Raw genomic sequence first — 19,498 nt, forward strand, 5'->3', positions numbered from 1 at the left:
GAGCCTACGATCAACAACATGGGTAGCGCAGCATTGCAAAAGGCTCTCGCCAAGATGAGAGACGCCAAGGTGGACGAGGTCGCGATCGAGACCTTCGCCCACTACTTCCGGCTTCTCGAGCACGGTGAGACCGGGATGATTCCCGAGGACGCCATCGAACCGGTCGACATCCCGAAACTCAGCGACGCCGAGGTGGACGACGAGGTGGCCCGCGAGGCCATCCAGCACACCGTGACGATCAAGCTCAACGGTGGGCTCGGCACCTCCATGGGCATGGACCGGGCCAAGTCTCTGCTGTGCGTGGGCCGGGGCCTGTCGTTCCTGGACATCATCAGCCGCCAGGTCCGCCACCTGCGCGAGGAGTACGACGCCACCCTCCCGCTGATCTTCATGAACTCCTTCCGCACGTCGGCCGACACCATGGACGCGGTCGCGCGCTACGAGGACCTGCAGGTCGAGGGGCTGCCCCTGGAGTTCCTGCAGAACAAGGAGCCCAAGCTCCTGGCCAAGAACCTCTCCCCGGTGTCCTACCCGAAGGACCCCGACCTCGAGTGGTGCCCGCCGGGTCACGGCGACGTCTACACGGCCCTGCGGGGCAGTGGTCTGTTGGACCTGCTCATCGAGCGGGGCTTCCGGCACGTGTTCGTGTCCAACTCCGACAACCTCGGCGCCGTCCCCGACCCGCGGGTCGCTGGCTGGTTCGCGGCCAGTGGCGCGCCGTTCGCGATCGAGGCCGTGCGGCGTACAGCCTCGGACCGCAAGGGCGGCCACTTCGCTCGCCGCAAGGCCAACGGACGCCTGGTCCTGCGGGAGACCGCGCAGACTCCGCCCGAGGACGTCGAGTCGCTGGGCGACCTGGACCGACACCGCTACTGCTCGACCAACAACTTGTGGTTCGACCTGGCCGCGATGAAGTCCGCGCTGGACCAGCGGCACGGCATCCTGGGTCTGCCGATGATCAAGAACGTGAAGAGCGTCGACCCGGCCGATCCCTCCTCGGCGCAGGTGATCCAGATCGAGACCGCCATGGGTGCCGCCATCGAGACCTTCGACGGTGCGGCCCTGATCGAGGTGGGTCGCGACCGGTTCGTGCCGGTGAAGACCACCAACGACCTGCTGGTCCTGCGCTCGGACGTCTACGACCTCGGCAAGGACTTCGTCCTGGACCAACGCCAGGCGGAGGTGCCGTTCGTCGACCTCGACCCGGAGTTCTACAAGCACGTCAGCGAGTTCGACAAGCGGTTCCCCCAAGGGGCGCCGTCCCTCCAGGGAGCTCAGTCGCTGAAGGTGCTGGGGGACTGGACCTTCGGTTCCGGGGTGAAGGTCACCGGGGAGGTCGACCTCGACGCCACCTCGGCTCAGCGGGTGGCGGCCGACACGGTTCTCACTGGCGACACCGAGTGATGGCTCGGCCTCGATGAGTCAGGCGCCCATCCCGGTCGAGGAGTACCGCGACAAGATCCTTGGCAGCATCGACCCGATGCCTGCGTTCAACCATCCGTTGATGGATGCCCTCGGGCTGGTCTGCGCCGAGGACGTCACCGCGAGCATCGAGCTGCCGCGCTTCGACAACTCCGCCATGGACGGGTACGCCGTCCGCCGCCACGACATCGCGTCCGCCACCGCCGAGGCACCCATCACCATGCGGGTCACCGGCGAGATCGGTGCCGGTCAGGCCAGCGAGGGCAGCGAGACCCTCGCGCCCGGCACGGTCGCCAAGATCATGACCGGGGCGCCGGTCCCCGCGGGCGCGGACGCCGTGGTGCCTTATGAATGGACCGATCGCGGTGCGGTCGACGTACGGATCGACCAGGTGCCCGAGATCGGTCAACACATTCGGCCGGCGGGTCAGGACGTCCGCGTGGGCGACGTACTCATCGAGCGTGGCACCGTCCTGGGGCCACGCCATCTGGGCCTACTGGCTTCGGTGGGGCAGGCCTCCGTGGCGGCCCACGCGCGCCCACGGGTCGTGATCATCTCGACCGGGGCCGAGTTACGGGACCCGGGTGAGCAGTTGGGTCGGGACTCGATCTACGACGGCAACTCCTACCTGCTGGCGGCCGCGGTCACCCGGGCCGGAGCAGTCGCGCACCGCGTCGGCATCGTGGGTGACGAACCCGCCGCGTTCCTCGAGGCGCTGCACGAGCAGGTGGTGCGCGCCGACGTCATCGTCACCTCCGGTGGGGTGTCCCAGGGGGACTACGACGTGGTCAAGGCCGCCCTGCTGCCGCTGGGCACCGTGTGGTTCGGGCCGGTGGCGATGCAGCCCGGCAAACCCCAGGGGGTGGGTCGCTTCGGCGACGTCCCCATCTTCACGCTGCCCGGAAACCCCGTGTCCTCTTACATCTCCTTCGAGGTGTTCGTCCGTCCCGCGCTGCGCAAGATGATGGGGCTGACGCCGTACTCGCAGAAGCCGACCTCGGCCCGGCTGGCCACGGCGGTCACCTCGCCTCTGGGGCGACGGCAGTACCTCCGCGGTCTGCTGACCGCCGACGGAGGGGTGAGCGTGGTGGCACCGGTCGGCGGCTCCGGGTCCCACCTGGTGGGTGACCTGGCTCGGGCGAACGCCCTGATCGTGGTGCCCGACAACGCGACCTCGGTCGACGCCGGGGCGATGGTGAACGTCCTGCGTCTGGATACGGAGTACTGATGAGTGAGCCACAAGACCAGCACCGTCTGACCCACGTCGACGAGACCGGCGCGGCCCGAATGGTCGACGTGTCGGCCAAGGACGTGACGTCCAGGCAGGCCAGTGCGTCCGGCCGGGTTCTGGTGTCGCCCAGGGTGCTCGAGTTGTTGCGCGGTGAGGGTGTGCCCAAGGGGGACGCGCTCGCGGTGGCGCGGATCGCCGGGATCATGGGGGCCAAGCAGACGCCTTCGCTGATCCCGTTGTGCCACCCGTTGGCTGTTTCCGGAGTGACCGTGGATCTGACCGTGGCCGATGACGCCGTCGAGATCCTCGCGACGGTCAAGACGACTGATCGCACCGGAGTCGAGATGGAGGCCCTGACCGCCGTGTCGGTGGCCGCGTTGACCGTGATCGACATGGTCAAGGCCGTCGACAAGGCTGCGACGATCACCGACGTCCGGGTCGAGACCAAGTCCGGTGGCAAGTCCGGGGACTGGGCTCGATGACGATGTACGCCGAGGTGGTGGTGGCCTCGAACCGCGCCGCCGCCGGGGTGTACGACGACACCACCGGCCCCCTGATCGTCGACTTCCTGCAGGACCTGGGGTTCACGGTGAGCAACCCCGTCGTGGTTCCCGACGGGGAACCCGTGCGGGTCGCGATCGCGGCGGCCGCCGAGGGTGGGGCCCGGTGCGTGCTGACCACCGGCGGGACCGGCCTGACCCCCACCGATCGCACCCCGGAGATGACTCGACGGGTGATCGACTTCGAGGTGCCGGGGATCGCTGAGGCGATCCGCGCCTTCGGGAGCGCCAAGGGCGTCCCGACCGCGGCGCTGTCCCGTGGTCTCGCCGGGGTGGTGGGTACGTGTCTGGTGGTGAACCTGCCGGGTTCTCGAGGCGGGGTGAAGGACGGCTTGGAGGTCCTGCGCCCACTGTTGGTCCACGCGGTCGAGCAGGTCGTGGGGAGCGACCATTGACCTCACGCACGTCATGGGGATGGCTTCGCGGACGACGGCTCGAGCCGCGGGCGCGAGGTGGCCTGCTCGGTGAACGGCCCTGGCCGGCCAAGATGACCTCGGGGACCGCGCCGCAGGTGACGGTGCGGCCGTTGACCTACAGCGACGAGGACGCCTGGCGCAGTGCCCGGCAACGCAACGCGGCGTGGTTGGTGCAGTGGGACGCCTCGGTGCCTCCCGGCGGGGATGACCGCCCGACCACCTTCCGTGCGCTGGTGCGCAAGTTGCACGTGAACGCGCGGCGCGGGTCGACGTACCCCTTCGCGGTGGACGTCGACGGGAAGTTCGCCGGCCAGATCACGGTCAACAACATCGTGCGGGGGTCGGCCCAGTTCGGCTCGGTGGGGTACTGGTTGGACCGCGACTTCGCCGGCCAGGCCGTCATCCCGCGTGCGGTCGCCATGGTGATCGACCACTGCTTCACGGCCGCGGGGTTGCACCGGATCGAGGTCTGCATCCGGCCCGAGAACTCCAACTCCCTACGGGTGGTGGAGAAACTGGGTCTGCGGGAGGTGGGCTACGCCCCCGGCTACCTCCACATCGACGGTGAGTGGCGCGACCACCGCATCTACGCCATCACCACCGAAGAGGTCCCGCACGGATTGCTGCGCCGCTACGAACAGAGCGCCGAGTAGGACGAAGTAGCCACGCCGCTGGCTGAGGAAGGACGAAGTCCTGCCTAGAAACCCACCCAACACTCAAACCCCACGCGACACACGGCCCAGCCTCCCCGGGCCGTACGCCGCGGAACTCTAACCTCATCGTGTGGACCTGAGTGCGTTGATCTTCGTGGCCCTGGCGGTGGCCTGGGGGGCTTATTTGATCCCCAAGGCGCTGAAGCACGCCGAAGACGTCGATCGCACCACCTCGATCGACCGGTTCTCTGCCTCGCTGCGGGTGCTGGCGCGCCGCGAACCGGTCCCCGACGACCACGGTCGACTGGTCACGAGGCCTGACGCACCGTCGACCGAGTCCCGGATCGTCATCCCGGCCTCCCGCCTGTCGCGCTCGCAGTTGCAGGGCCGCCGCGAGGCAGCAGCGCTCGCCGCGAAGCGTCGGATGCGGGTGTTCTCGTTCCTGATCGTCGCCAACCTCGTTGTCGGCGGACTGGCCGTCTACCAGGTCATCGCGTGGCCCTTCGTCGTCCTTCCGGTCGCGCTCACGATCGCCTGGCTGGTGGCGTGCCGCCTGATGGTGAAGTCGGAGCGTCGTACGGTCCTGGTCACGAGTCGACTCCCGGTCGAGGTTCCGCCGGAAACCGACGAAACCGGCACGACCGGAGATCCGATCACCGAGGAGATCCTCGCTGTGCAGGCCGGCCAGACGCCGGAAGCCGAGGATGAGGGGTCCGTCGAGATCGCCGAGGCCGAAGCCGAGCAGCGCGAGCCCGGCAGCTGGGACCCGATGCCCGAGCAGCTCCCGACGTACGTCTCCAAGAGCCAGGCCCCGCGTCGTACCGTCCGCACGATCGACCTGGAGTCCACCGGCGTGTGGACGTCGGGCAACACCGACTCCGCCTCGAAGCTGGCTCGCCAGGCCGAGGCGACCGAGCGCAGCGAGAAGGCCGAGCAGGCCAAGCGCGACGCTGCGGCGGAACGCCGCGCCAGCGGTTCCTGACGCTGGTTGAGGTGCGAAGGCCGCCAGGCGCTCTCGCTGGTTGAGGTGTGAGGGCCGCCAGGCCCGAGCCTCGAAACCTGGTTCCTGGCAGGGGCGGGTTCGCGTGTGGAGCCTTGGTTTCGAGGCTCCTCGTTGGCGCTCGTCGCACCTCAACCAGCGGGGTGGCACCACCGGGGCTACCCTCACCCCCATGGCCATCCACCTCGAAGCGTCCCGCCTCATTCCGCTGCCCCAGCAGGAGGCCTACGACCTGGTCCGGGCGCGCCCGCTCCCGGACATCTTCGCCGACCGCTACCTCGCGATCCCGCCGATCAAGGAGACCCGCGACGAGCCGGCGACCTGGGACACGGTGGGTCAGTCCCGCACCATCGTCCTGGCCGATGGAGGCACCCTGCGTGAGGAACTGACCAGCGTCGAGGACGGCAAGTCCTTCGGGTACGTCATCACCGAGGTCACCGGCCCCATGAAGGCACTGGTCGCCCAGGCCAACGGCCGGTGGACCTTCACCCCCGGTGGCCCCGGCACCAAGGTCACCTGGTCGTGGGAGGTCCAGCCCAACGGCCTCGTGGGCAAGGCGGCGATGCCGGTGTTCGCGAAGATGTGGAAGGGCTCGGCGAACAAGGCCTTGGCGCGCATCGAAGCCCTGGCGACTGCCTGATTACGCCGCTCAGTCAGGCGGTGCTAACGTTTCGCTCGCGTCTTCGGGCGTGATGGGGCTATGGCGCAGTTGGTAGCGCGTCTCGTTCGCAACGAGAAGGTCAGGGGTTCGAATCCCCTTAGCTCCACCATCCACCATCCATCATCGAGCCGTAGCGCCTGTGTTCGTCCTGTGAGCGACGGCACGAGGACTGCTACCGTGCCTCATGAGCCGCTCCAAAGTGCTGCTACCCGTCATCATCGTGTGCCTGTTCGCCCTGGCCGCCTGCGGAGGGGAGAGCGAACCGACGGCAGCGCTGTCTGATTCGCCACCAGTCGAGACTCCCGTCGAAGCAGAAGCCTCGGTCACCCCGGAGGCGACGGACGTCCCGGACTCTGGGAGCGTTGTGCCGTCCGCTGAGGGTGATTGCACCACTGTGGTGACCGCCGAGGAGATCACGACGATCCTCAGCACACCCGAGGTCGAGATCACGGGCGCCGGCGAACAGTGCCGCTACACCTTTGCGGCCGACTCGGTCGGGACGGTCGGCGTGTACTCGGGGGCGAAGGCCGACCAGGCCATGGATGAGCTGCTCGCGAAGTACGACCCCAACTTCGGGGGTGTGCTCCTCGACGACGGCCGGGGGCTGGTGCAAGCGGACTTGAACGGCCGGGTGCTGGTTCGTGGAGACAGCGGACGAGTGTTCGTGTTCGCCATTCCGGACAACATCGAGACCGAGAACCTTCAGGCATCGTTGGAGGAACTGGCGGCGCTGGTACTCACCCGCTGAGCGAACCGTCTTCCCACTGCTTGAGTACGTAGGCTCAAGCGTCGCGGCGGCACCTTGCCTAGCGTGAAGGCATGTTGCTCCGACACCGCCTCTTGCTGCCGTACGTCTCCTGTTTGCTGGGGGTGCTCAGCCTGCTGTCGGTGCTGTGTTTCCACTTCCCCGAGCTGCTCACCAGTCAAGAGTTCCGAGTGGTCTACACGGCCGACTTCGCCCGGGCGCTCCTGCTCTTCGGCCTCGTCGCCACCTTCGTCCTGGGCACCTTCGCGGTGCTGCGTGACCAGAACCGTCCTGTGGCTCTGGTGGGGGTGGCTGCGGCCACGCTGGCTGTCCTGCTCGGCGGGACCGACGTGCAGGTCGACGAGGTCGGACAGACGCCGTACTCCTTGGGGCTGGACTGGTTCATCCTCTCCCTCTTCTTCTCGGCGCTCGTGTTCATCCCGCTCGAGCAGTACCTCGCCCGACGACGGCTGCCGGTCCTCCGGGCGGGGTGGCGGACGGACGTTTCCTACTTCTTCATGAGTCACGTGCTGGTGCAGTTCATCTTGATCCTCGTGACCGTGTCGACGTCCACCGTCGCTGCCTCGTTTGCGATTCCGCAGGTGAAGGGTCTCGTGGGCCTGATGCCGGGCTGGGCACAGTTCCTGCTCGCCGTGTTCGTGGCCGACCTGGCGCAGGCGACCCTGCACCGGGCCTATCACCGGGTCTCGGTCCTGTGGCGGTTCCACGCGGTGCACCACTCCAGTCGGGACCTCGACTGGCTGGCTGGGTCGAGGGTCCACTTCGTCGAGACCGTCCTGACGCGCAGCATCGTGCTCCTTCCGCTGCTCGTGCTGGGCTTCTCCACGTCGGTGGTCAACGCCTACGTGATCCTCGTCGGTCTACAGGCGGTGGTGGCGCACGCCAACATCGGCGTCCGCTTCGGCTGGCTCGAGTACGTCGTGGTGCTGCCGCGCTACCACCACTGGCACCATGCGCGACACATCGACTACTGGGACCGGAACTACGCGATCCACCTGCCGTTCGTGGACATGCTGATGGGGAGTTTCAAGTTGCCACGCGATGGCAGTTGGCCCGAGGAGTATGGCGTGTTGAAGCTCGAGACCGTGCCGTCGGGCATCGTGGCCCAGCACGTGATGCCCTTCCGCAGCAAGCGTGAGTACGCCGACCACGTGGCGTAGGGCCGTAGCGGGAACTGCTTCCAGGGACCGGATCAATCCTCGCCCGCGTAACCGGGTGGAGGCGCAAAGCCGTTGCCCTGGCCGAACCAGTCGAGCATGACGTCGTCGTCGAGCGCTGCCCCCGCCTCGGCGTACGCCGCGGTCGTCGTGAAGCCAACAGCCGGGTCGGCGGCCAGAGCGACGAGTGCGTCTGCGAGGCCGGCCAGATCGCTGTCGGGGAGGTCCGAAGGCACCTCCTCGCCGTAGTACAGAACCGCGATGACCCGGTCGTCGCGGCGGACGGTGACCGAGATGTAACCGGGATCCTCCTCAGGGGCGAACGCCTCCCAGGCCAGCCGCTGCTCGTCTCCTTCGCCGGTCGTCGAGTCCTCGCAGCCGGTCATGCTCGAGCCCTCGTCGCTGTCGCAGGAAAAGTCGTCGAAGGACCCCATGTCACGGGAGACCACGAGCCGCACATGACTGTTGTCGCCCACCTCTTCGTCCAGGGACACCTCGAGGGCGAGGGTGCTGGGGTCCACCTGCTCCGGGTGGTAGTAGTCAAGGTCCTGCGAGAACAAGGGTGCAGCCTGCTTCACAGGCCGCTCGAGATTGGCTTCGACGGCTGCGACCAGAGCGCGCGGGGAGGACTGCTCGGTGAAATCGGTACTGCTCTCGGAAGAGGCCTCCCCGGTGCCGCAGCCGGCGAGCGCAGCGGACAGGCCGAGCACGAGCCCGACCATGCGACGGTTCCTTGAAAACATCGTCGTCTCCGATCAGTCGACACCCACACGATAGTCCTGGCGGTGTTCGAGCGTGGGAGCCGAAGGCCCTGGGAGCCAGGACCTTCGGTTCTGGCAGGCGCCCCGTGGGCAGGCCTACGGTCGAATGAAAGATCGTTTCGAGTTGATGCCCACAACACCGAGAGAAGGCGCCGCCATGTACGACGATGTGGTCACCGAGCTGACAGCGGACGAGTGCTGGGAGATGTTGCGCGGGGAGGAGTTCGGGCGGCTCGCCTATCGGCTGGTCGACGAAATCCACATCACGCCGATCAACTATGCGGTCGAGGGAGGTTCGTTGCTGTTCCGGACGGCTGAGGGAAACAAGCTGCTGGCCGTCGTGATGGGATCCGAGGTCGCCTTCGAGATCGATACCTACGGGGAGGACTCGGCCCGCAGCGTCGTGGTTCGAGGAACCGCACGCCTACTCCCCGAGGACGAAGCCCATCGCTCGGAGAAGGTGGCTCTTCGGCCCTGGGTGCCGACGCTGAAGTACAACGTCGTCGAGATCACGCCGAGGGTGGTCTCCGGTCGGGCCTTCGAACTGTCTCGCCCGTGGCTGCACCTCAAACTGCACGACTGAGGCGGCGACCCTCGGCGGCGCCTGGGTCCACCTGAGGCGAGCCTTACGCCATAAGGTCGTACGTCAGAGCAGACGGGTGATCCGAACGTATGACGTTGCGGGCGGCCCCCGACCCAGCAGGAGGATTCACCGATGGCTCTCGATGCCGCATTCATCCTCGGCGGCCTCGTGCTTCTCTTCTTCGGCGGCGATCTCTTGGTGCGCGGGAGCGTGCGGTTGGCCGAGCGGATGGGCGTCTCGCCCCTGTTCGTCGGGCTCGTGCTCGTCGGATTCGGTACGTCGGCCCCCGAGCTGTTCGCCTCCATCGAGGCGGTCCGGGTCGGGGCTCCCGCCATCGCCTGGGGAAACGTGGTCGGCTCGAATGTCGCCAACACCCTGCTGATCCTCGGGGTCGCGGCGGTCGTCGCGCCCTTCCCGACCTCGAGGGGCACCCTGTGGCGGGACGGTGGATTCGGTCTGGCGGCGGCCGCGCTGCTGTTGGTCTTCGCGCCGTCCGGCGTCTCCCGGCCGATGGGGTTGGTTCTGATCGCCATCCTGGTTGCCTACCTGACCTATGCCTATGTCTCAGAGAGGCGCCAGCCCGCGCCGGTGAACGCCGGGGGGCCGCCCTCACCGTCCGGAGGGGGAGTCGGGGTTGACCTCGGTACCACCCTCGGTGGCCTGGTCCTGATCATCATCGGGGGCAACATCCTGGTCGGCGGCGCACGAGACGTCGCAGCCTCGTTCGGCCTCTCTGACACTCTGATCGGGCTCACCATCGTGGCCATCGGTACGTCGGCCCCGGAGCTCGCGACCTCGGTCGTGGCGGCCCGCAAGGGTCAGGGCGGCATCGCCTTTGGCAACGTCCTCGGCTCCAACATCTACAACATCCTCGCCATCGGCGGGACCACCGCGGTCCTGGCGCCGAACAGCCTGCCCTCGGAGATGGTGACGGTGGAGCTCCCGCTGCTGGTCGTCGTCGCCGTCGGGCTCCTGGTCTTCGGCCGGACCGGCCATCGGTTCACCCGGTGGGAGGGCCTGGCGCTGGTGGCGGCGTACGCCGGCTATCTGACGTTCGCCGTCCTGCGCGCCATCGTTTGAGGACCCGATGACGCCGCCGGTCAGAGCCGGGCTCGGCCCTGCTGCACCGTGAGGGCGGCGCACACGACCGCCAGCGTGGCGAGCACCGCGGCGACCGGGACCACCTCGGAGGTCGTGGCGATCATCAACGGAAAGCCGAAGCCGATGTACGCGGTGGCGTAGAAGCCCGCTGAGACCGTGCCGAGCCGACCGGGGTTGGCCAGCGCAGGAAGCCGCGAGAGCCCGGCGGCCAGCGCGAGCCCACCGCCAGCGCCGAGGATCGCGGAGGCGGGTACGGCGAGCAGCAGCAGCGCGGGCACCGCGGCGGCCAGTGCGGTGGTCCCGAACCCGACCAACCCGCACGCCGCCGCGACCGGCGCCGTACGGGCACCCAGGCGAGCCTGGAACGGCGCGGCCACGGTGCCGGCCCCCAGCGCGAGCCCTGCCAACAGACCCGTCAGAGCCACCGGGGCGACGGGGAAACCGATCAGCACCGGGATCCCGGCCACCGCGCTGGCCGGGAACGCGTAGACGCACACCGCGAGGGGCGCCACCACCAACAACCCGGTACGCCGCGCCCCGGGGACGAACGCGCTGCGCGGTGCCACATCGACGGTCAACGGCGCGGGCACCAGCGACTCCATCACCCGCCAGGCGAAGACGAGCGCGGCCACGAGCAGCGCAATGTGGATGAGGTAGGGCAGGACCAAAGGCCACGGACCCCACTCACCGATCAACCCGGCGTACGCCGGACCCACCGCGAAGCCACCGGTCATGGCGACGGTCGCGGTGCGGGGACCAGACATGCTCCCGTGCCGGACCGCGGACTCCACCAGCCAGGCGCTGCCCACACTGAACACCGTCCCCGACGCGGCCCCCTGGAGGAACCGCACCAGGTAGAGCAGGGGTTCACTGCCTCCCGCGCCGGTGAACAACAGCGAGGCGACGGCGGCGACTATCGCCGCAGGCAGGACCACCGGGCGGCGCCCCCACCGGTCCGCGGCCCGACCCGCGAACGCGAGCGCGAGCATCAGACCGAGGGCGTAGACGCCGAAGATCGCGGTCACCGAGGCGTCGGTGAGGGCGAGCTCGCGGCGGTAGACCAGCAGCAGGGGGGTCGGCACGTTGGTGCCGGTCGCCACCGCCAACAGCAGTAGGCCAAGTCGACGCTCCGGGCTCCAGGTCACCGGTGCAGCCTCACACACGCCACAGGTGAAGGAACATCACGGCACGCCCCGGGGTTGGGTCTTCATGGACACCACAGCGACCATCGGCCTCACCGGACTCGCCGTCATGGGCAAGAACCTCGCCCGCAACATCGCGCGTCACGGTCACACCATCGCGGTGCACAACCGCACAACGCAGAAGATGACCGATCTGGTCGAGGAGTTCGGCGAGGAGGCGCAGGAGAACGGCGGTGGTTTCGTCGGCTCCGAGAGCCTCGAGGACTTCGTCGCTTCGATCGAACAACCCCGGGTCATCCTGGTGATGGTCAAGGCGGGGGAGGCCACGGACGCAGTCATCGATGAGCTCGTGCCTCTTCTCGACGAGGGCGACATCGTGGTCGACGCCGGCAACGCCCACTTCACCGACACGATCCGACGCACCGAGGCCCTGGATGAGAAGGGGCTTCACTTCGTCGGGATGGGCGTCTCCGGCGGCGAGGTGGGCGCCCTCGAGGGCCCCTCGATCATGGTCGGCGGCTCGGACGAGAGCTACGAGCGTCTCGGCCCGATCATGGAGGACATCGCCGTCGACGTCGACGGGACGCCGTGTTGCACCCATGTCGGGACCGGCGCGGCCGGCCACTTCGTGAAGATGGTCCACAACGGCATCGAGTACGCCGACATGCAACTGATCGCCGAGTCCTACGACCTCCTGCGCAGCACCGTCGGGCTCGAGCCGGCCGAGATCGCCGAGGTCTTCGCGGAGTGGAACACCGGCGACCTGGAGTCGTTCTTGATCGAGATGACCGCCGACGTTCTGCGGCACACCGACGCCGAGACCGGCAAGCCGTTCGTCGACGTCGTCATGGACGCCGCGGAGCAGAAGGGCACCGGGCGCTGGACCGTGCAGAGTGCCCTCGACCTCGGCGTACCGATCACCGGCATCGCCGAGGCGACCTTCGCCCGCAGCCTGTCGGGTCACACCAAGCAGCGGGAGGCCGCCCGTGAGGTCTTCTCCACGTCCTCGGAGTCGCACACGGTCGACATCGACAAGCAGGCCTTCGTCGATGAGATCCGCGCCGCGTTGTACGCCTCCAAGGTCGTCGCCTACGCCCAGGGCTTCGATCAGATCGCCGCCGGCGCCGAGCAGTACGGCTGGGACATCAACCTGGGCGACATCGCCACCATCTGGCGCGGCGGATGCATCATCCGGGCCAAGTTCCTGGATCGGATCAAGGAGGCGTACGCCGAGGAGCCCGACCTCACCACACTGCTGACCAACGACTTCTTCGCCCAGGCGGTCAAGGACGGGGTCGACGCGTGGCGCCATGTCGTGGCGACCTCGGCGCAGGCGGGAGTGCCGACGCCGGCGTTCTCCTCGTCTCTGGCCTACTTCGACGGACTACGCCGCGAGCGGTTGCCCGCCGCGCTCATCCAGGCGCTGCGCGACAACTTCGGGGCCCACACCTACCAGCGCACCGACCGGGAGGGGACCTTCCACACCGCGTGGGCCGGCGACCTCAGTCAGAGCGAGCAGGACTGACCGGTTGAGCACGACTGAATTCACCTACGACAACCGCACCGGACGCGGCCCCGGCCGTGTCGTCCGCACGCTCGGGGTGGCCCTGCCCGGGGTGCGCAAGGTGTGGTCCCAGGTCGAGCCGTACGCCGACGCCTGGCGCGCCCACAACCTCCGGGTGCTCGACCAGGCGGGCCCGCGTTGGATCGTGCTGGGGGACTCGATGTCCCAGGGCATCGGGGCCTCGGCGTACGACGAGGGATGGGTCGGGCAACTCGCCGATCAGATGCCCGTCCGCGATCTGCGGGTCGTGAACCTCTCGGCCACCGGTGCCCGGACCCGGGACCTGCTCGATCAGCAGCTGCCGGCGTACGACGCGCTGGGGCCACGCCCGTCGGACCTGGTGACGGTGCTCATCGGATCAAACGACCTGTTCGCAGGCCGGTCCCTGCGCGAGGGGCTGCCGGATGCCTTCGGTGAGTTGCTGGAGCGACTGCCCGTCGGCGCGGTGGTGGCGACCCTGCCGCAACCGAGGGCGGCTGCGAGCGGCGCGAACGCTCACATCGAACGGGCCGTGGCTCGGGACCAGGTGCGGGTGGTCGACCTGCGGAGCTCGGGTCCGACGTCCTGGCGCGGGAAACTCGCCGAGGACTTCTTCCACCCCAACGATGCGGGGTACGCCGCTATCGCGGGGGCCTTCGCGCCGGTCGTCGTGACGACGTAGTTCAATCACTGCGGCGATTCGCCAACCCTGCCCGGGCCACGCAAGGGGGTGCGGGCGACCGGACAGGGCTGACGAATACGCGTGTACCGCGTGGTTGAGACCGACATCCCCGGTGGGGGTATTTCGGTGACGTAGGCAACTCGTTACCCGCGGACATTCCCATTGTGGCACACATTTGCCAAGATGTGACAGAACATAGTCACACCGCTCATCCGGAGCGGCCTTGGGAAGGAAATTTCATGAACCGTGCACGCAAGCTCCTCGTCGGAACCGTCGCCACCCTCTCGCTGCTGGGAGGCCTCGGCGTCGCCCAGGCCGGCGCAGCCCAGGACGACGCGGTGGTCATGACCACCCGGTGGTGCTGCTGACGTCGCGAAGCGTCACTTCTTCGTAGGAGTCCGCTGCCGTGAGGTCGGAGTAGTCAGTCCGGTCGCCGCGGCAGCTCGACGGTAGGCGTCGAGAGCGCCGATCGAATCGCCCACGCTCTCGAGAAGTCCAGCGAGTTCGAACCACAGTTGAGCGGCCGCCCTGTCGGCGCCCGCGCCACTGAGGTGCAGCACGGCTTGCTGGAATTGGTCCCGAGCTTGGTCTGCTGCGCCCTCATGGAGGCAGATCTGGCCCAGCAGCGAGCTGGCATCCGCGGCGAGCAACGGCATCGACTCGCGGATAGAACCCGCTGCTTCGACGGCTCCTTTCCGAGCGCCCTCCACATCTCCGAGCAGGAAGCGGGCTCGAGCTTGGGCCAGCAGGTTGTCGGCGAGGTCGGAGAACCCGGCTCCGGTCGTCGACAGCTCACGGGCGGCGACAGTCAGGGTGTCGAGTGACTCTTGGGCCTGCGGTGGGTCGACCTGTAGTTGCAGGATGCCCAGTTGCGTCCGCAGTCGAGCCACGTTGCGGGCGTCATCCGCGGCCTCGATGATGGCCAAGGCTCGGCGGGCCAGGGGCAGGGCGGCGGCGGTGTCGCCGCGCATCGATTCGATGGCGGAGCTGTTCCAGTAAGCCATCGCCTTGGCGACCGGCGACGCGAGCGCGTCGGCCCGGTCGACCGCGCGCCGGCACAGACGAGCGGCGTAGTCCACGTCGCCCTGTTCGTGGTACGCCGCAGCCACCGACAGGCTGAGCCGAATCGCCTCGTCGACCCCGTCGAGCCCGATCTCCTCGACGCGGCGGATCGCCTGGCCGCCGACCTCGATGGCCCGACCGAGTTCCCCGGAGTCGCGGTAGCACCGGCACAGCGCGCTGAGGCCGTCGATCCACCGCAGGTCGTGCGGTGAGGTCTCGGCGAGGTCCTCGAGGGTGATGATGGCCGACTGCAGGTCGCCGGTGGCCTCGAGGGCTCCAGCCCGGACGTAGCCGGCGCTTCGTCGTAGTTCGTCGAGCCCGGCGACCGCAGGATCGTCCAGGACCCCGTTGACCACCTCCAGTGCTAGGGCGCAGGCGCCGGTGGCCAGGTGGAGCTCCGCGTGGTCGAGCATCACTTGCAGTTCGGCCAGGCGGTCGGGGGTGATGCCGTTGATCAGCTCCTCCACGCTCACCGAGAGCCGCTCAGCGATCCCGCTCAGCAAAGCGATATCGGGTCGTCGCTGGCCGTTCTCGATGCGGGAGATGTAGCCCACGGAGACCTGTCCGCCCGCGACCTGGGTCTGGGTCAACCCGGCCCTGAGTCGTTGAGTTTTGATCCGTTCACCCAGGGTCGCAGCATCAACGGTGTGGAGAAGGTCAACCAGTTCGGCGCGCATACGAGCCATTGTGACTGATTTTGACCGATGTGTGTCAGATTGTCCGACCTCGTGTGGCGTGGCTTCAACCGCCCGCCCCCCGAGAGAGAGTGGGCTAGACCGACTGTGGGCGGTCAGATGCGTGCAGCAGCGGACCTCAGCGGGTCCGTACGGTGCCCTTCTTGCGGGTCACGACCTTATTGGCCCGATGGGTCACGGTGACGCGGTGCGAGCCCGGTCGGACGCGGAGGAACCCCACACGCACCCGCCCGTTTTTGAGTCGCTTGACCCGTCGCCGGGAGCCCAACTTCACGGTCACCTTGCCCCGAGCGGGTGAACCGTCAGGGGAGACGAGGTTGGCCTTGACCACCGCACGTCCCGTGTAGCCCACGGTGCGCAGATCGACGGTCACGGTCTTTGGTGCGGGCGTTCCGGCCTCCTTGACGATCGCGGAGGCTCGGCGGCGGATCCCGGGCAGCGCGTTGTACAAGAAGATGCCCGGGCACGCGGTGTCGTTGGTGTCGCGATGGCCGTCGATGGCGGGCAGCGTGGCCCGACGACCGCGGCTGTACTTGTCACTGCCCTCGGAGGTGACAGTGGTCTTGCCGACGGGCTCGATGCCGTACGTCGAGAGTTTCCACGCCGCGACCTGGGCGATGGCCTCGCGCATGGCCGCAGTGGGCCGGGTGACCTCGAAGTTCCCGATCGCGGAGATGCCGGTCGAGGTGTCGTTGAAGCCGAGGGTGTGGGCGCCGCGGACGAGTCTCTCGACGCCGCCGGCGCGACCAGTCCAGACGCGTCCGAAACGGTCGACCAGGAAGTTGTAGCCGATGTCCGACCAACCCAGGTTCTGCACGTGGTAGCGGTACATCCCCCGGATCAGCCCGGCCACGTCGTTGCGGCTGTAGTCGTTGCTGCTGACCGTGTGGTGGACGTGGACCTGCTTCAGGGTGGAGTTGTAGCGGGGTCCGGGGTCGCGCATCTTCTCGTCGGCACCCCAGTCGCGCCGGGTCAGAATGGCCGGTGTGGGGGCGACGATCCTCGCGCTGCGGTACGACGCTCCGTCCGGTTCGGAGGGGGTCGCTGCCTCGGCGTTGAGGTCGGTGTCGAGGCGCCCGGGGTTGAGCAGCACCAGGGTCAGATCGGGGGGTCGCGCTCCGTCGAGGCGGATCTGGATGCCGTCGGACTTGCCGATCCAGACCAGGTCGGTTCCCACGGTGGTGCCGCCCTCGCCGGACGCAGCGTCCGGGGCGTCGTGGAGTGTGGACAGCCGGGTCCAGGGACCCCAGGCGCCGCTGGCGCGGGACTTGATCTCGATGACGGGTTCGGGGGCGCCGGCCCGCCAGGTCAGCGCGACCATCGAGTGGGTCGAGGTCGGCAACTGGGCCGAGCGCCACTGACCCTGGCCGGAGCCGGGCAGCAGATCGTCGCCGAGGCGGACATCGAGCGAGCTCACCGCCGAGGAGGAATCACCACTCAGGCTCAGGGCTGGCCGAGGCCGATCCGGGTCCGAGGAGTCGGTGACCCGGGCGGCTACAGCGATGCCTCCGAGCGCGACACTGCCTGCGGCGAAGGCCTTCAGCAGGGGTCGCCGAGGCGTTCCTTCGGTCGGCATGGTCTAGACGGTATGTCACGTGAGCAACAGGAGCCACTTTGGTTGCTCGGGCGTGGCGAGTCGGGTGTCAGATGACGCCCTGGGCGATCATCGCGTCGGCGACCTGGGTGAAGCCGGCGATGTTGGCCCCGGCCGCGTAGTTCCCGGGAGACCCGTACTCGTCGGCCGTGGCCAGGCACCGCTCGTGGATACCGCACATGATCTCGGCGAGACGGTCCTCGGTGTGTTTGAAGGTCCAGGAGTCCCGCGAGGCGTTCTGTTGCATCTCGAGCGCGCTGGTCGCGACCCCACCGGCGTTGGCGGCCTTACCGGGGGCGAAGGCGATGCCGGCCTCCTCGAAGAACTGGACCGCCTCGGGGGTGCAGGGCATGTTGGCGCCCTCGGCGACGATGGTGCAGCCGTTCGAGATGAGCAGGCCCGCGTCGGCTCCGTTGAGTTCGTTCTGGGTGGCGCAGGGGAGGGCGATGTCGCACTCCACGTTCCAGACCGAGGTGCCCTCGACGTACTTCGCGTGCGGGTGGCGATCGACGTAGGTCGATATGCGGCCGCGCTCGACCTCTTTGATCTCCTTGACGGTGGCGAGATCGATGCCCTTCTCGTCGACGACGAAGCCGCCGGAGTCCGAGCAGGCCACGACCGTGCCGCCGAGCTGCTGGATCTTGGCGATCGCGTAGATCGCGACGTTCCCGGAGCCGGAGACCACGACCCGTTTGCCGTCGAGGGAGTCCTGACGGGCCTTGAGGATCTCGTCGACGAAGAAGACCGTGCCGAAGCCGGTGGCCTCGGTGCGAACCCGGGACCCACCCCAGGCCAACCCCTTGCCGGTCAGAACGCCGGACTCGTAGCGGTTGGTGATCTTTTTGTACTGACCGAAGAGGTAGCCGATCTCGCGGCCACCGACGCCGATGTCGCCCGCCGGCACGTCGGTGTACTCGCCGATGTGGCGGTAGAGCTCGGTCATGAAGGCCTGGCAGAAGCGCATCACCTCGCCCTCGCTACGACCCTTGGGATCGAAGTCGGAGCCTCCTTTGCCGCCGCCGATCGGCATCCCGGTCAGCGAGTTCTTGAAGATCTGCTCGTAGCCGAGGAACTTCACGATCCCCAGGTAGACGCTGGGGTGGAACCGCAGCCCGCCCTTGTAGGGGCCCAGCGCGGAGTTGAACTCGACCCGGAAGCCGCGGTTCATCTGCACCTGCCCGTGGTCGTCGACCCACGGCACCCGGAAGATGATCTGACGCTCGGGCTCGCACAGGCGACGGATGACGCCGGCGTCCACGTAGTGGGGGTGCTTGGCCACCACGGGGCCGAGGCTGTCCAGAACTTCGTGCACGGCCTGGTGGAACTCGGTTTCACCGGGGTTGCGCTGCAGGACCTCTTCGTAGAGGACCGCCAACTTCTCGTCCACTGCGGCCACCGGGGGGCTCCTCGTTGTTGATCGATGGGGGGTCGAGCCAGACCCTAAGGGGCAGGCACCCACCAACGATCAGGCGGTGATGCGCGCACCCTCACGAACGTTCAGATCCGCCTGCTCGGTCACCGTCGCGACGGCGTCGACGAACAGAGGCACCCACCGCTTGGCGTCCAGGAACAGCGAGGTGTGTCCGCCCCGGCTGCTGCGGAGCGCGGCATGGGGAATGGCCTCGGCGAGTCGGAACTGTCGACGGGCGGGGATGGTCCTATCGCGCACCGTGACCACGACAGCGGTGGGGACGTCGACCTCACCGATCCACGCCGAGCTGTCGAAACGACCCAGCTCGCCGAGCACTTCGGGCAGCAACCACTTGCTGGTGCTACGCAGCTCGTTGCGGCCCCAGGCGCTGAACGAGGATAGGTCCGCGGCGGGGATCTCCGGCAACTGTCGGGCAACGCGCTCGACACGACTGAGCGAGTAGCCGGCCAGCGGATGAGAGGCAGCGCCGAGCACCGGGAAGAAAGCCTTCTCGCCGAGTTTCCCGCGGTAGTTGCGAGCGGTGGAGCAGAGCACCAGGGCAGCGACCCGTTCGGGGTGACGCCGCCAGACGAGCTGGGCGATCGCTCCACCCATCGAGTACCCCGCGATGACGGCCTGGTCGATGTCGAGGGCGTCCATCACCGCAACCGCGTCATCGGCGCAGTCGGCGAAGCGGAACCGGTCGGAGCGGATCCCGCGGCCGTGCCACCGCTGGTCGAAGGTGACCACGCGGTGGGTCTGAGACAGCTCGCTGATCGCCGCGAACCAGCTCAGATGGGCCGTCACTCCCAGGGCGTGGAGCAGCACCGCAACCGGTGCGTCGGGCGTCGGGCCGGGGACGTCGACGACGTACGTGCTGCCGCGGCCCTCCAACGTCATCATCCGACCTCGATGGGTGGCCTGAACCTCGGGCAGCGGCACCATCCGGCGGGCGGCGGCTCCGGCGCCGGCGCCGGCCAGGCGCACTCCTTGGCGGGTCCCGATACGGATGGCTCGGACGCTGAGGTCGGTCACGGTGTGGAAGGTCATCACGTCGT

Annotated in this window: 20 protein-coding genes and 1 tRNA gene; 15 read left to right on the forward strand and 6 right to left on the reverse strand. The window is 68.2% G+C overall.

Annotation, left to right across the window (positions count from 1 at the left end; all coding sequences use genetic code 11):
- Nucleotides 1–18: 18 nt before the first annotated feature.
- From ACYVLV_RS13865 to ACYVLV_RS13910, 10 genes are all read left to right on the forward strand, one after another.
- Entirely contained in the window at nucleotides 19–1,404 is a 1,386-nt protein-coding gene (locus tag ACYVLV_RS13865; RefSeq protein WP_460810787.1) for a UTP--glucose-1-phosphate uridylyltransferase, read from the forward strand.
- A 13-nt stretch (nucleotides 1,405–1,417) separates the two neighbouring features.
- A complete protein-coding gene (glp, locus tag ACYVLV_RS13870; RefSeq protein WP_460810789.1) occupies nucleotides 1,418–2,650 on the forward strand; it encodes a molybdotransferase-like divisome protein Glp in 1,233 nt (410 codons plus the stop codon).
- On the forward strand, nucleotides 2,650–3,135 hold the full coding sequence (gene moaC, locus ACYVLV_RS13875) for a cyclic pyranopterin monophosphate synthase MoaC (protein WP_460810790.1): 486 nt from the start codon (nucleotides 2,650–2,652) through the stop codon (nucleotides 3,133–3,135). The genes glp and moaC overlap by 1 nt, the downstream gene beginning before the upstream one ends.
- Entirely contained in the window at nucleotides 3,132–3,608 is a 477-nt protein-coding gene (locus ACYVLV_RS13880) for a MogA/MoaB family molybdenum cofactor biosynthesis protein (RefSeq protein WP_460810793.1), read from the forward strand. The genes moaC and ACYVLV_RS13880 overlap by 4 nt, the downstream gene beginning before the upstream one ends.
- Nucleotides 3,605–4,282: a GNAT family N-acetyltransferase gene (locus ACYVLV_RS13885; protein ID WP_460810795.1), complete on the forward strand. Its 678-nt coding sequence runs from the start codon at nucleotides 3,605–3,607 to the stop codon at nucleotides 4,280–4,282. Before ACYVLV_RS13880 ends, ACYVLV_RS13885 begins: the two co-directional genes overlap by 4 nt.
- 130 nt (nucleotides 4,283–4,412) lie before the next feature.
- Entirely contained in the window at nucleotides 4,413–5,264 is an 852-nt protein-coding gene (sepX, locus tag ACYVLV_RS13890) for a divisome protein SepX/GlpR (RefSeq protein WP_460810798.1), read from the forward strand.
- Nucleotides 5,265–5,454: 190 nt separating this feature from the next.
- The gene (locus ACYVLV_RS13895; RefSeq protein ID WP_460810799.1) at nucleotides 5,455–5,922 is read left to right on the forward strand and encodes an SRPBCC family protein; all 468 of its coding nucleotides are present in this window, start codon (nucleotides 5,455–5,457) and stop codon (nucleotides 5,920–5,922) included.
- Nucleotides 5,923–5,976: 54 nt separating this feature from the next.
- Nucleotides 5,977–6,052: transfer RNA gene (locus ACYVLV_RS13900), tRNA-Ala, on the forward strand.
- A 75-nt stretch (nucleotides 6,053–6,127) separates the two neighbouring features.
- Nucleotides 6,128–6,691 carry a hypothetical protein gene (locus ACYVLV_RS13905; RefSeq protein WP_460810801.1) on the forward strand — a complete coding sequence of 188 codons (564 nt, stop codon included), beginning with the start codon at nucleotides 6,128–6,130 and terminating at the stop codon, nucleotides 6,689–6,691.
- Between the two features lie 71 nt (nucleotides 6,692–6,762).
- Entirely contained in the window at nucleotides 6,763–7,869 is a 1,107-nt protein-coding gene (locus ACYVLV_RS13910) for a sterol desaturase family protein (protein ID WP_460810805.1), read from the forward strand.
- A 32-nt stretch (nucleotides 7,870–7,901) separates the two neighbouring features.
- Here the strand turns inward: ACYVLV_RS13910 and ACYVLV_RS13915 are convergent, their stop codons facing one another.
- The gene (locus tag ACYVLV_RS13915) at nucleotides 7,902–8,588 is read right to left on the reverse strand and encodes a hypothetical protein (protein ID WP_460810806.1); all 687 of its coding nucleotides are present in this window, start codon (nucleotides 8,586–8,588) and stop codon (nucleotides 7,902–7,904) included.
- A 196-nt stretch (nucleotides 8,589–8,784) separates the two neighbouring features.
- Between ACYVLV_RS13915 and ACYVLV_RS13920 the strand changes: the two genes are divergently transcribed.
- Together ACYVLV_RS13920 and ACYVLV_RS13925 are read left to right on the forward strand one after the other, a co-directional pair.
- Nucleotides 8,785–9,210 (forward strand): pyridoxamine 5'-phosphate oxidase family protein, encoded by a 426-nt coding sequence (locus tag ACYVLV_RS13920; RefSeq protein ID WP_460810808.1) that lies wholly within the window; start codon nucleotides 8,785–8,787, stop codon nucleotides 9,208–9,210.
- 132 nt (nucleotides 9,211–9,342) lie between these two features.
- Nucleotides 9,343–10,290, forward strand: a complete 948-nt coding sequence (locus ACYVLV_RS13925; RefSeq protein WP_460810812.1) for a calcium/sodium antiporter — start codon at nucleotides 9,343–9,345, stop codon at nucleotides 10,288–10,290.
- Nucleotides 10,291–10,310: 20 nt separating this feature from the next.
- Here the strand turns inward: ACYVLV_RS13925 and ACYVLV_RS13930 are convergent, their stop codons facing one another.
- Nucleotides 10,311–11,456, reverse strand: coding sequence for an MFS transporter (locus ACYVLV_RS13930; RefSeq protein WP_460810814.1), 1,146 nt, complete (start codon nucleotides 11,454–11,456; stop codon nucleotides 10,311–10,313).
- 64 nt (nucleotides 11,457–11,520) lie between these two features.
- Here ACYVLV_RS13930 and gndA point away from each other — a divergent pair, with 64 nt between their 5' ends.
- The 3 genes from gndA to ACYVLV_RS13945 all read left to right on the forward strand — a co-directional run bounded on the left by gndA (nucleotide 11,521) and on the right by ACYVLV_RS13945 (nucleotide 14,046).
- Nucleotides 11,521–12,978 (forward strand): NADP-dependent phosphogluconate dehydrogenase, encoded by a 1,458-nt coding sequence (gene gndA, locus ACYVLV_RS13935; protein WP_460810815.1) that lies wholly within the window; start codon nucleotides 11,521–11,523, stop codon nucleotides 12,976–12,978.
- 4 nt (nucleotides 12,979–12,982) lie between these two features.
- On the forward strand, nucleotides 12,983–13,678 hold the full coding sequence (locus tag ACYVLV_RS13940; RefSeq protein WP_460810816.1) for an SGNH/GDSL hydrolase family protein: 696 nt from the start codon (nucleotides 12,983–12,985) through the stop codon (nucleotides 13,676–13,678).
- 239 nt (nucleotides 13,679–13,917) lie between these two features.
- Entirely contained in the window at nucleotides 13,918–14,046 is a 129-nt protein-coding gene (locus ACYVLV_RS13945; RefSeq protein WP_460810818.1) for a hypothetical protein, read from the forward strand.
- 12 nt (nucleotides 14,047–14,058) lie between these two features.
- Here the strand turns inward: ACYVLV_RS13945 and ACYVLV_RS13950 are convergent, their stop codons facing one another.
- The 4 genes from ACYVLV_RS13950 to ACYVLV_RS13965 all read right to left on the reverse strand — a co-directional run bounded on the left by ACYVLV_RS13950 (nucleotide 14,059) and on the right by ACYVLV_RS13965 (nucleotide 19,490).
- Nucleotides 14,059–15,417, reverse strand: coding sequence for a helix-turn-helix domain-containing protein (locus tag ACYVLV_RS13950; protein WP_460810820.1), 1,359 nt, complete (start codon nucleotides 15,415–15,417; stop codon nucleotides 14,059–14,061).
- A 136-nt stretch (nucleotides 15,418–15,553) separates the two neighbouring features.
- Nucleotides 15,554–17,011 (reverse strand): peptidoglycan recognition protein family protein, encoded by a 1,458-nt coding sequence (locus ACYVLV_RS13955; RefSeq protein WP_460810822.1) that lies wholly within the window; start codon nucleotides 17,009–17,011, stop codon nucleotides 15,554–15,556.
- A 67-nt stretch (nucleotides 17,012–17,078) separates the two neighbouring features.
- On the reverse strand, nucleotides 17,079–18,416 hold the full coding sequence (gene gdhA, locus ACYVLV_RS13960) for an NADP-specific glutamate dehydrogenase (RefSeq protein WP_460811013.1): 1,338 nt from the start codon (nucleotides 18,414–18,416) through the stop codon (nucleotides 17,079–17,081).
- 78 nt (nucleotides 18,417–18,494) lie between these two features.
- On the reverse strand, nucleotides 18,495–19,490 hold the full coding sequence (locus tag ACYVLV_RS13965; RefSeq protein WP_460810823.1) for an alpha/beta fold hydrolase: 996 nt from the start codon (nucleotides 19,488–19,490) through the stop codon (nucleotides 18,495–18,497).
- Between the last annotated feature and the right edge of the window lie 8 nt (nucleotides 19,491–19,498).

This window comes from Nocardioides salsibiostraticola, assembly GCF_054783655.1.

Excerpts from the sequence above, each read along its gene's own strand:
- ACYVLV_RS13865 (WP_460810787.1), top strand. The coding sequence starts at position 19 with ATGGGTAGCGCAGCATTGCAAAAGGCTCTCGCCAAGATGAGAGACGCC.
- glp (WP_460810789.1), top strand. The coding sequence starts at position 1,418 with ATGAGTCAGGCGCCCATCCCGGTCGAGGAGTACCGCGACAAGATCCTT.
- moaC (WP_460810790.1), top strand. The coding sequence starts at position 2,650 with ATGAGTGAGCCACAAGACCAGCACCGTCTGACCCACGTCGACGAGACC.
- ACYVLV_RS13880 (WP_460810793.1), top strand. The coding sequence starts at position 3,132 with ATGACGATGTACGCCGAGGTGGTGGTGGCCTCGAACCGCGCCGCCGCC.
- ACYVLV_RS13895 (WP_460810799.1), top strand. The coding sequence starts at position 5,455 with ATGGCCATCCACCTCGAAGCGTCCCGCCTCATTCCGCTGCCCCAGCAG.
- ACYVLV_RS13905 (WP_460810801.1), top strand. The coding sequence starts at position 6,128 with ATGAGCCGCTCCAAAGTGCTGCTACCCGTCATCATCGTGTGCCTGTTC.
- ACYVLV_RS13910 (WP_460810805.1), top strand. The coding sequence starts at position 6,763 with ATGTTGCTCCGACACCGCCTCTTGCTGCCGTACGTCTCCTGTTTGCTG.
- ACYVLV_RS13915 (WP_460810806.1), bottom strand. The coding sequence starts at position 8,588 with ATGGTCGGGCTCGTGCTCGGCCTGTCCGCTGCGCTCGCCGGCTGCGGC.
- ACYVLV_RS13920 (WP_460810808.1), top strand. The coding sequence starts at position 8,785 with ATGTACGACGATGTGGTCACCGAGCTGACAGCGGACGAGTGCTGGGAG.
- ACYVLV_RS13925 (WP_460810812.1), top strand. The coding sequence starts at position 9,343 with ATGGCTCTCGATGCCGCATTCATCCTCGGCGGCCTCGTGCTTCTCTTC.
- gndA (WP_460810815.1), top strand. The coding sequence starts at position 11,521 with ATGGACACCACAGCGACCATCGGCCTCACCGGACTCGCCGTCATGGGC.
- ACYVLV_RS13945 (WP_460810818.1), top strand. The coding sequence starts at position 13,918 with ATGAACCGTGCACGCAAGCTCCTCGTCGGAACCGTCGCCACCCTCTCG.
- ACYVLV_RS13950 (WP_460810820.1), bottom strand. The coding sequence starts at position 15,417 with ATGCGCGCCGAACTGGTTGACCTTCTCCACACCGTTGATGCTGCGACC.
- ACYVLV_RS13955 (WP_460810822.1), bottom strand. The coding sequence starts at position 17,011 with ATGCCGACCGAAGGAACGCCTCGGCGACCCCTGCTGAAGGCCTTCGCC.
- ACYVLV_RS13965 (WP_460810823.1), bottom strand. The coding sequence starts at position 19,490 with ATGACCTTCCACACCGTGACCGACCTCAGCGTCCGAGCCATCCGTATC.